This window comes from Paenibacillus sp. Y568, assembly GCF_059445545.1.
This window is the reverse complement of the sequence record NZ_JCAIUM010000026.1, coordinates 46,746-55,757: the sequence shown is the minus strand read 5'-3', so window position 1 is coordinate 55,757 and position 9,012 is coordinate 46,746. Positions and strand designations below refer to the sequence as shown.

At 40.9% G+C, this 9,012-nt stretch carries 6 protein-coding genes; all 6 read left to right on the top strand.

Annotated elements, in window-relative coordinates:
* Window positions 1–155: IS3 family transposase (locus AC1D7X_RS23915; protein WP_495476250.1), on the top strand; the 155-nt coding region annotated here is incomplete at its 5' end.
* A 131-nt stretch (window positions 156–286) separates the two neighbouring features.
* Window positions 287–2,608: a helix-turn-helix domain-containing protein gene (locus AC1D7X_RS23910; protein WP_495458018.1), complete on the top strand. Its 2,322-nt coding sequence runs from the start codon at window positions 287–289 to the stop codon at window positions 2,606–2,608.
* Between the two features lie 26 nt (window positions 2,609–2,634).
* Complete coding sequence (locus tag AC1D7X_RS23905) at window positions 2,635–3,672, top strand: glycoside hydrolase family protein (protein ID WP_495458019.1); 1,038 nt, start codon at window positions 2,635–2,637, stop codon at window positions 3,670–3,672.
* 342 nt (window positions 3,673–4,014) lie between these two features.
* Entirely contained in the window at window positions 4,015–5,415 is a 1,401-nt protein-coding gene (locus tag AC1D7X_RS23900; RefSeq protein ID WP_495476249.1) for a transcriptional regulator, read from the top strand.
* A 326-nt stretch (window positions 5,416–5,741) separates the two neighbouring features.
* Window positions 5,742–6,614 (top strand): copper amine oxidase N-terminal domain-containing protein, encoded by an 873-nt coding sequence (locus tag AC1D7X_RS23895; RefSeq protein WP_495476248.1) that lies wholly within the window; start codon window positions 5,742–5,744, stop codon window positions 6,612–6,614.
* Window positions 6,615–7,536: 922 nt separating this feature from the next.
* On the top strand, window positions 7,537–8,994 hold the full coding sequence (locus AC1D7X_RS23890; protein ID WP_495458022.1) for a PTS mannitol transporter subunit IIBC: 1,458 nt from the start codon (window positions 7,537–7,539) through the stop codon (window positions 8,992–8,994).
* The last annotated feature ends 18 nt before the right edge of the window (window positions 8,995–9,012 follow it).

The following is a 9,012-nucleotide window of genomic DNA, read 5'->3' as shown; positions in this document are numbered from 1 at the left end:
TTAAAACGGAAAAACTTTATTTGCAGAAGCCAGATAGCGAGGAAAGTGCTCGAAAACTCATTGCAGAACACATCGAATACTACAATAAAGAGCGATTCCAGAAAAAATTAGGCGACCTCTCCCCGGTAGAATACCGTGAGGCGATCGCCGCTTAACACTCTCTTTTATTACTGTCTACTTGACGGGGCTATGACCAAAAGTGGGACTGCTTTTTACTTTCATATGTTATGCAACCGCTTTCAATTAAAAATGGTAAAACTAGTATACCTATGACAGGGATGATTCTATGTTGATCAAGTCGAGATTGAGTTTCCTTAGTCGAATAATAGTGACCAATGTCGTTATTTTTATGTTCTCGATTATTATGGTTTCCGTTATTAGTTACTATTACAATACACAGATTATCGATAAGCATACATCGGATACGTACCAGCGATTGCTCTCGCAAACCGACTATAATATCGAGACCTTATATGAGAGAGTCTTTCAAATCGGTGAACAGTTTCTCAATGATCCTGAGATCATTAAGGGACTTTATTCAAATGAACTGAGCCCAGCTGATTCCATAAAGGTTGCCACGCGAATAAATGATGTAGTGAATTTGAACTCTTTTATTAATTCGGTCTATTTGTACAATGGGACTATGGAAAGGTTTATCCACTCGATCTCTAAGGATATTGATATCCGAACGATTGATAAAGAAGCTCCGGCATTAATCGAAGTACGCAAAACCATGAACAAAATGACGTTTCTCCCCCACACACAGAAATATACCTATCGATCCAAAGACTACAACGACGATATTCTTTCCTTAATATTCACCTACTCGGGTGGAAAGAATGGCAATGCGATCTTTATTAATTTGAAACTAGACGCCGTTCGGGATCTATTCAATACAATGGAAGGGTCCGAGTACTCCAACTTTATTATTGTAGATAAACATGGGCTGAATATTGTTAATGGCAAACATCCAGAACGATTCATGCAAGATAGTAAGGATCAGGCATTTATTAACCAAGTTATTCATTCTACGGAAGAATCAAATAACTTTATTGCTGACATATCAGGTGAGAAATCATTAATTACTTCGATTTACAATGACAAACTGGAATGGTATCTGATTTATACAACGGACTATACCTATCTTTCCAAAGATAGTTTCAACGTGCTGAAGAATATCATTATCGGAGCTATCATCATTCTATTGATAAGTGTTGCTGCAACTATTTTTATCCTTAATAAAATTTATATGCCCTTTGGTCAGTTCATTAAGATGATCCGATACAGTCATCCCTATGAGCCGCAGTCCGACCATTACGATGATGTTCAATATGTTAGTGATGTATTCAAGGGACTGATCAGTCAAGTGACTACGCTAGAAGATTCAGCCGTGAAGGATCGCAACAAGTTGAAGGAAGGGTTCCTCAAAGACTTGCTCAATAATGAAAGCCATATCGATCAGAGCGAGATAGAGAGTTATTTCAACAAGCTAGGCGTTCAATTGAGGCCAACCCATCTACGCACACTTGTGATAGAGATGGAAGGGGAAGGAGCAATCGTCGAGGGGGAAATTGACGCTAGGAGAGCTCTCGCAAAAGATGCTATGTATGAACTGGCACTTCGGATATTCCCTACTCATAACGATAATGAACTAGAGAGAATAGAAATAGGCAATCCTTCCTTAGTTCTAATCATGAATGATCATGAAGGAAATCCGATGGAAGATCAATTGAATGGATTTATCTATCAAGTCGAGAAATTCATGAGCATTCAAGTGAAGGTAGGAGTGGGCATACATGTCCATATGGCTCAATCCTTATCGCGATCTTTTGAGACGGCAAAAGAGGCACTACGTTATAAGTATGTAAGAAGCCATGAAAGTGTATTTTACTATGATGAGATTCAAGCACGATTAAAGATACAATTCACTAATCCCGTGGAACTCGAACAGACTCTAATGAGCCAACTTAAGATGAATAACTTGGAAGGGGCTCAGGAGGAAGTTGAGAAATTATTCAAGCAACTCAGAGGCTGCTCGATTAAAGAAATATTCGAGATATTAAGAAGAATAGGCGGGAAATTGGATACTGAGTTCAAGGATATCGTAGACTTTTTTCCACTGTATGCAAGTTATCAGAAGGATTCGCTGGTAGACACTATGACTAGCTTTGTTTATATCGAACAAGTATACGAATTTTCCTTAGAACTGGTTGAGTTTATTATTCGCGAATTAAAGGGGAATAGGTATAGAGACAGCAATGTTATCGTCAAAAATGCTTGTGATTTCATCCAAAATCACTACAGGGAAGGCAATCTATCCGCTGATGCAGTAGCTGCTTCACTCCAAATCTCAGTTCCGTATTTCAGTAAATTATTTAATGAGAACATGAAGGTTACATTCTCAAACTATGTAACAAACTTACGGTTGAATGAGGCGGAAGAGCTACTGCTTCATACACCTTTAAAAATTAAAGAAATCAGTGAGAATATCGGTTTCTTGAATAGTACCTATTTCATTACCGTTTTTAAGAAAAGACACGGGGTATCTCCCAACCAGTTTAGACAGATGAAAAAGGCGAATAAGAGTGAGCGAAGTATAAAAGGATAAAAGTAGATAAAGGAGGTCGATAACGGATGACTAATCCGATTTATGATCGATTGCTGCCTGCCCCAGTCAATGGAGGCTATCGTGAGGATGACCATTATATCTGGTGCGGGTCCTGTGTGCGTGGCGAGGATGGACGCTATCATCTGTTTGCTTCCCGCTGGAGCAAAGAGCTAGGATTTGGTGTGAACTGGCTGTTTAATTGCGAGATCGTGAGGGCATCTAGTGAAACGCCCGAAGGGCCCTATAGATACGATGAGACGGTACTTGGAAGGAGGGATAGAGCTTTTTTCGATGGAATGAACCAGCATAATCCCTATATCCAGCAGTGGAACGGAACGTATTACCTTTATTATATGGGAACTACCTACGGCGGACCGATTCCGGGTCCAGGGGATTCGGTTTCCTCTGAACGAGGAGCCGAAGTATGGAATAATAAGAGAATTGGCCTAGCCGTGTCACAATCCGTCTACGGACCGTGGAGAAGAAAGGATACGCCGTTGCTAGAGCCTCGTCCGGGGAAGTGGGATTGCACCATAACCACGAATCCTGCGGTCACGATCCTACCAGATGGAACCACCTATATGATATACAAATCAAGGGAGTATGCCGGGGCTACATTACAATTGGGCATTGCCATAGCGGATCATCCCGAAGGGCCCTTCCTGCGTCTGACAGATGATCCAATCTTGAATTTCTCCGATCCAGATCTGCATGTCGAAGATCCTTATTTATGGCATGCCGATGGTTTATTCCATCTCCTTATGAAGGATGATCTAAAGAATGGCAGTAGCGGTCTGACGGGAGAATGGGGAGCCGGAGTCTATGCGACAAGCGAAGATTGCATCCATTGGAGCATTCATCCGAGTCCAAAGGCGTACTCCCGTATGGTGAAGTGGGATGATGGCACGCAGAGAGAGATGTGTAATTTGGAAAGACCCTATTTATTATTCGAAAATGGCGTTCCGACGCACTTGTTTGCCGCTACAGGTACGGGCGAAGGACCATATTGTTTCGACCATACTTGGAACATGGTTATTCCGTTATCAACCACACAGGGTAAGTAAGACAATTGCTATTATTGTCGGATTTGATAGGGGAGGTTAATAATGTGATGACTTTTGGGATGAAGGCAGATAACGGGATTGGTTGATTGGGAAATAAGAGTAGCGGTAGGTGGAATTCTGAAGAATTTCACCTGCCGTGTTTTTGCATAAGAGAAGCTTACTCTAAATATAGTAGAGATGCAGTTCCCTCGTAAGGGTTACTGTTTTTTATCTTTATACATAAAATGTATTAAAAACGCGAATCTGTAAGAATGATTATTGACCACTGGAATAATTACAGATACAATAAATAATAGAAAAATATGGATTTTGTCGATTCGTTATTTTATGGGGGTGATCTAGTTGGAAGTGAACATCACGATCCGCTCGAAGATAGAGGAATATTTAAGAACGAACGGAAAGACCCTCCAAGCTTTATCAGAATCTATCGGATTGAACAAAGGAATTCTAAGTGCCATCATGAATCGTAATCCACCGAAAGCTATAGCAGTTAGACAGTTGGATCTCATTACAGCAGGTATGGGACTTCCAGAGGGGGCATTATACGTATTATATGTGGAAGAATGTCTCATTACGAATCCACCGAATTGGCGAAGATTAAGACCTTTCCTACAACGATGTGCTGAACTAGAAAAGTACGATTGTATTAAGGATGTACTGCAACGACTTATGGAAGACCTTTCATTTATTCCAGGTATATTCGATATGGCAGAGTTACTCTATCAACAAGGTTGGACTCGATCTGCAACATTGCTCTATGAATGTGTAGCTGAAGGTGAGAAATATCAACATTCTGAGAGACTGGCAATTTGCCAATATCGCTTATTTAAAGTAAAGCTAGGGCAAGATAATATCATGAATTTAAAAGTCGCTAGTCAGTTCGATCCTTACCTGAGTCGGCTTCCTGAAGACGAGCAACTCGATGCATTACGAGATTTGGGTAATGTGTACACGGCACTTCATGAGTGGGAGCGATTAGATGAGATTGCTGATCAACTTGGGATGCTAGTGACAAGTATATATAAATATGAATGCGAGTCTAACAGATACGATGAAGCGAATAGAAGGACGAAGTATCCTTTAGTTGCTTATTACGCGTATGCTTATGTCATGAAGCTAGATGTGTGTGACAGTCGAAAAGATTACAAGTCAGCGAAGCAATATAATCAACAGTATGCGGATTTGAATTGGTTTCAGGGATTAGGAGAAGAAGGGAAGACGTATGTAATCAAGTTTAAAGAGTGGTCACGTGCGAATGCCTATATGATTGATTTAAAAGCTGGATACACAGAGATACTTCCTGAATATGTATCCTATATTGAGAAAAAAGAGTATGAGATTCTTCCGGGCTTAGAAATTATTATGAAGGCTGCGAACCAATATCATTTAAATGTAGATCATATTCTTCAGAAGTTTCAATACAGTATTTCATCTTATGTGTATCTGGATTTTGAGGTCGGAGACTATAACTATCAGTTAAGTATGGATAGACATACCAATTTTTTCTATGAAATTGCCTATTACTATTTCAATAAGTCTAGCTATGTAACTGCATGTAGGTATATTTTGACAGGTCTGGCATCTTCTATTAAAATGAATAATAAGTCAACTATGATTTTGTGTATGAAACTGTTTGAAGAGTTTAGAGAGTTTGTATCGGTTGAATCTTTATATGAATACAAAAATTTAATTAAAGGAGTTTATGAAAATGCGGAAAATGATATCTTCGTTGTTAGCCATTAGTCTATGCCTTATTATTATTACTCTACCAACTTTTTCAAATTCAGATCAAGGTACAGTATCTCCCTTCGCTCACGGTTCTGGTGGACTGAATTAAAGACATTTCATTTTTACAATGAAACACTAGTAAGAAGAACCACACAACAAAGCCACGTGCCAATGCCCCAATGGGGTCAAGGACGTGGTTTTTTGCTTTAGAGTATCAGACAATTCCATTATTATAATCGGGTAATCTGAAAAAGATGAATCCGTTCTAACTACAACTTATCACGATCCAGTCGCGTTAATATAAGTAATGAATACTATCTTTATCTAGGAGATGAGATGTAATGAGACGGAATAAATGGCTCAAATTCACGGTTGCTTCCGCACTGATTGGAAGTGTCCTCTTCATGGGTTCATCTGCGTATGCAGCAGCTCCTTCTGTCTATGTGAACGGGGAGCTTCAATACGATGCGATGATGGTCAAAGGGAATGCAATGATCAAATTACGTGCTCTGTCGGATTCGGCATGGCTTGTTTTTGCATATGATCCGAAGACGCGCGTTGTGATGTTTCATACGAAAGATAACAAGATAATGGTGAAATTACGGGAAGGGGAGAAGAAAGCGACTGTGAACGGCAAATCCGTTCCGATTGACGCCGCAGTCGTGAACAAGAACGGACTGACTTATGTGCCGCTCCGATTCATCAGTGAGACGCTTGGCGCTTACGTGAAGTATAACGCGAAAGACAACCGTGTCGTCGTGCGAACACCTACAGCCCAGCAAGAATATGAGACGCTGATGCACGGCGATCTTACGGAAGCACGCGAGATCGCGTTACAATTGCCAGAGATCTCGGGGGATGCTCCAATGTTGGAATCGGGTGAAGGGTATCATCATTATGGTTTCACGTTCCCCGAAGGAGAAGCCTTGCGATTTATTTTCGATAATGCAGGTTACGACTATGGGTATTACGAGGTCAATGAAGAAGGACTAGCGATCAAGAAATGGCAGTATGATGCTGTAGCTAAGCGTGAATGGGGCATGAAACCGCAATTTAAAAGCTCAGTATATTTCTTGAATCACTGGATGGGCGGTGTATATACTTTCGGCGAGATCGATGCGCAAGGGAATAGTCAGGAGCTTGGCAAGCTTCTATCTGAAGAAGTTGACGGAAGAGTCGTTCCGATTGAAGACGAGAAGCGCACGGATGATTAATAGTCAGGGAGCAGAACATTGTACTTGTTATCATAATATTCATAGGATTGGTAGTTGCCGGAGCCATTACATTACCCGAAGATGGAAATTATCGTATTTATGTTGAGAACAATTCTTTGGATGATGTAATTTTCATTTAATACTAGATAAGAAATTAGAAGGACCTATTGTTTAAGTGAAGAAGAAAATTACTCTAAGATAAAGAGAACTTATGAAGAAAGATAAGAACGAATAATCCCAACCTGTTAAGCTAATAGGTCACAATAGTTTAACTAATGTATCTTTTTCGTTAAAATGGTATAATGTGGGTTGTTATCACGAAAAGGAGCTGATTTCCATTTCTGACTTTTTTGATCCTGGATTTAACTCGAACTCGAATATGACTGACCCTGGCGGTCATAAAGCTAATCATGATGTTAATTCGCAAAGATATCATTCAGAGGGGGTTCCTGGATTTTGGAGACAGGCAACCAATCTGTTGATTGTAGTAGCAATTATTGCATTCATTATCCTGATTTTTCGGATCTTTTTATGACGAGGGTTGTCAGCTGATAGCTATTAAATTGCTGAATCGTTCAATTAAGAGTCGTTAACTTTGTTACATATTACAGCCAGTTTAGTACTTCCTAGAACAATAATCGGGACCGTTAATTAAGGAGAACTCCTTAGTTAGCGGTCTTTTTATATTTATCTGATGGGGACATCACATCACGCTCAAGTATTTTGCAGATCATGAGATAGAAGGTTGTTCCGCCAATGTGGAATATTTGAAATCGAATATAATATTGTACTGGTAAACTATTTTAAATGCTGTCAACAATGTGATTGACAAAATTCCGTTTTCCTTTACTTGTTCAAATAGGTGCTATGCTTTACGCTTTAATCAAGAAATGAAAGCGCTATTATGGGGAGGTAATTAAATATGGCAGAGGTTCAGTTGAAGACTTCAACTCGCGGAGGCGTTCGAGTCAGCGTACAAAAGTTTGGACGTTTTCTCAGTGGGATGGTCATGCCGAATATCGGTGCGTTCATTGCTTGGGGGCTAATTACGGCACTGTTTATCCCAACGGGTTGGTATCCGAATGAGTACTTGGCTAAACTTGTGGGCCCAATGATCACGTACATGCTTCCGCTACTCATCGGATACACCGGTGGAACCATGGTACACAAACAACGTGGGGGTGTCATTGGTGCTCTGATGACGATGGGTATTATTATCGGCACAGATATCCCGATGTTTATGGGCGCGATGATCTGTGGTCCATTGGCAGCATGGGTACTGAAGCAATTCGATCGTTCGATTGAGGGGAAAATCAAACCAGGTTTTGAAATGCTAGTCAATAACTTCTCACTCGGTATTATTGGTGGGATTCTAACGCTAATCTCTTACTCGGGTGTCGGATTTGTAATTGAGCAGATAACGAATTGGTTGTCTTATGGCGTAGAATACCTGGTTAATCACAATCTGATTCCACTGGTGAATGTCCTTATCGAGCCAGCGAAAATTCTGTTCTTGAACAATGCTATCAACCATGGCGTACTGAGCCCGATTGCATTAGATGAAGCATCTAAAGTGGGTAAGTCGATTTTGTTCATGCTGGAGTCTAACCCAGGTCCAGGTCTTGGTATTCTCTTGGCTTACATGGTTGCAGGACGTGGATTAGCCAAACAATCTGCACCCGGTGCTGCAATCATCCACTTCTTTGGTGGGATTCACGAAATTTACTTTCCTTATATTCTAATGAATCCGCGTCTCATCCTTGCAGCCATTGCAGGTGGTGTAACAGGTACGCTTACGTTCACGCTTTTTGGAGCGGGTCTAGTAGGTCCACCTTCTCCGGGTAGCATCTTTGCTTACTTCTTGATGGCGCCTAGGGGCGGAATGCTTGCAGCACTTAGCGGTGTTGTGACGGCAGCAATCGCTTCATTTATTGTCGCTGCACTGCTACTCAGAACGGGTAAACAAGATGACTTAGATGGTGATGATCTGGGGGAAGCAACTTCTAAATTGAAGGAAATGAAATCGGCAGGGTCTCTAGCAGGGAACAACGCTATCGTAGGAAATGCAAGCGTTAATAACAACGCCACTGTGGTAAAGGCCACAATAGATGTGCACACCATTATCTTTGCATGCGACGCGGGTATGGGTTCTAGCGCAATGGGCGCTGCAATCTTACGCAAGAAAATGAAGGCAGCAGGTTCTGATATTTCCGTAATCAATTCGGCTATCAATGATATTCCGAGCGGTGCAGATATTATCATCTCACATAAATCGCTTACCCACAGGGCTCAGCTTAAGGCGCCTGATGCAGAACATATATCTATCGATGACTTCATGAAGAGCCCTGAGTACGACAAGTTGGTTGCTCGACTTACTTGATCAGACATAGTACGAATC

Excerpts from the sequence above, each read along its gene's own strand:
- AC1D7X_RS23910 (WP_495458018.1), top strand. The coding sequence starts at position 287 with ATGTTGATCAAGTCGAGATTGAGTTTCCTTAGTCGAATAATAGTGACC.
- AC1D7X_RS23905 (WP_495458019.1), top strand. The coding sequence starts at position 2,635 with ATGACTAATCCGATTTATGATCGATTGCTGCCTGCCCCAGTCAATGGA.
- AC1D7X_RS23895 (WP_495476248.1), top strand. The coding sequence starts at position 5,742 with ATGAGACGGAATAAATGGCTCAAATTCACGGTTGCTTCCGCACTGATT.
- AC1D7X_RS23890 (WP_495458022.1), top strand. The coding sequence starts at position 7,537 with ATGGCAGAGGTTCAGTTGAAGACTTCAACTCGCGGAGGCGTTCGAGTC.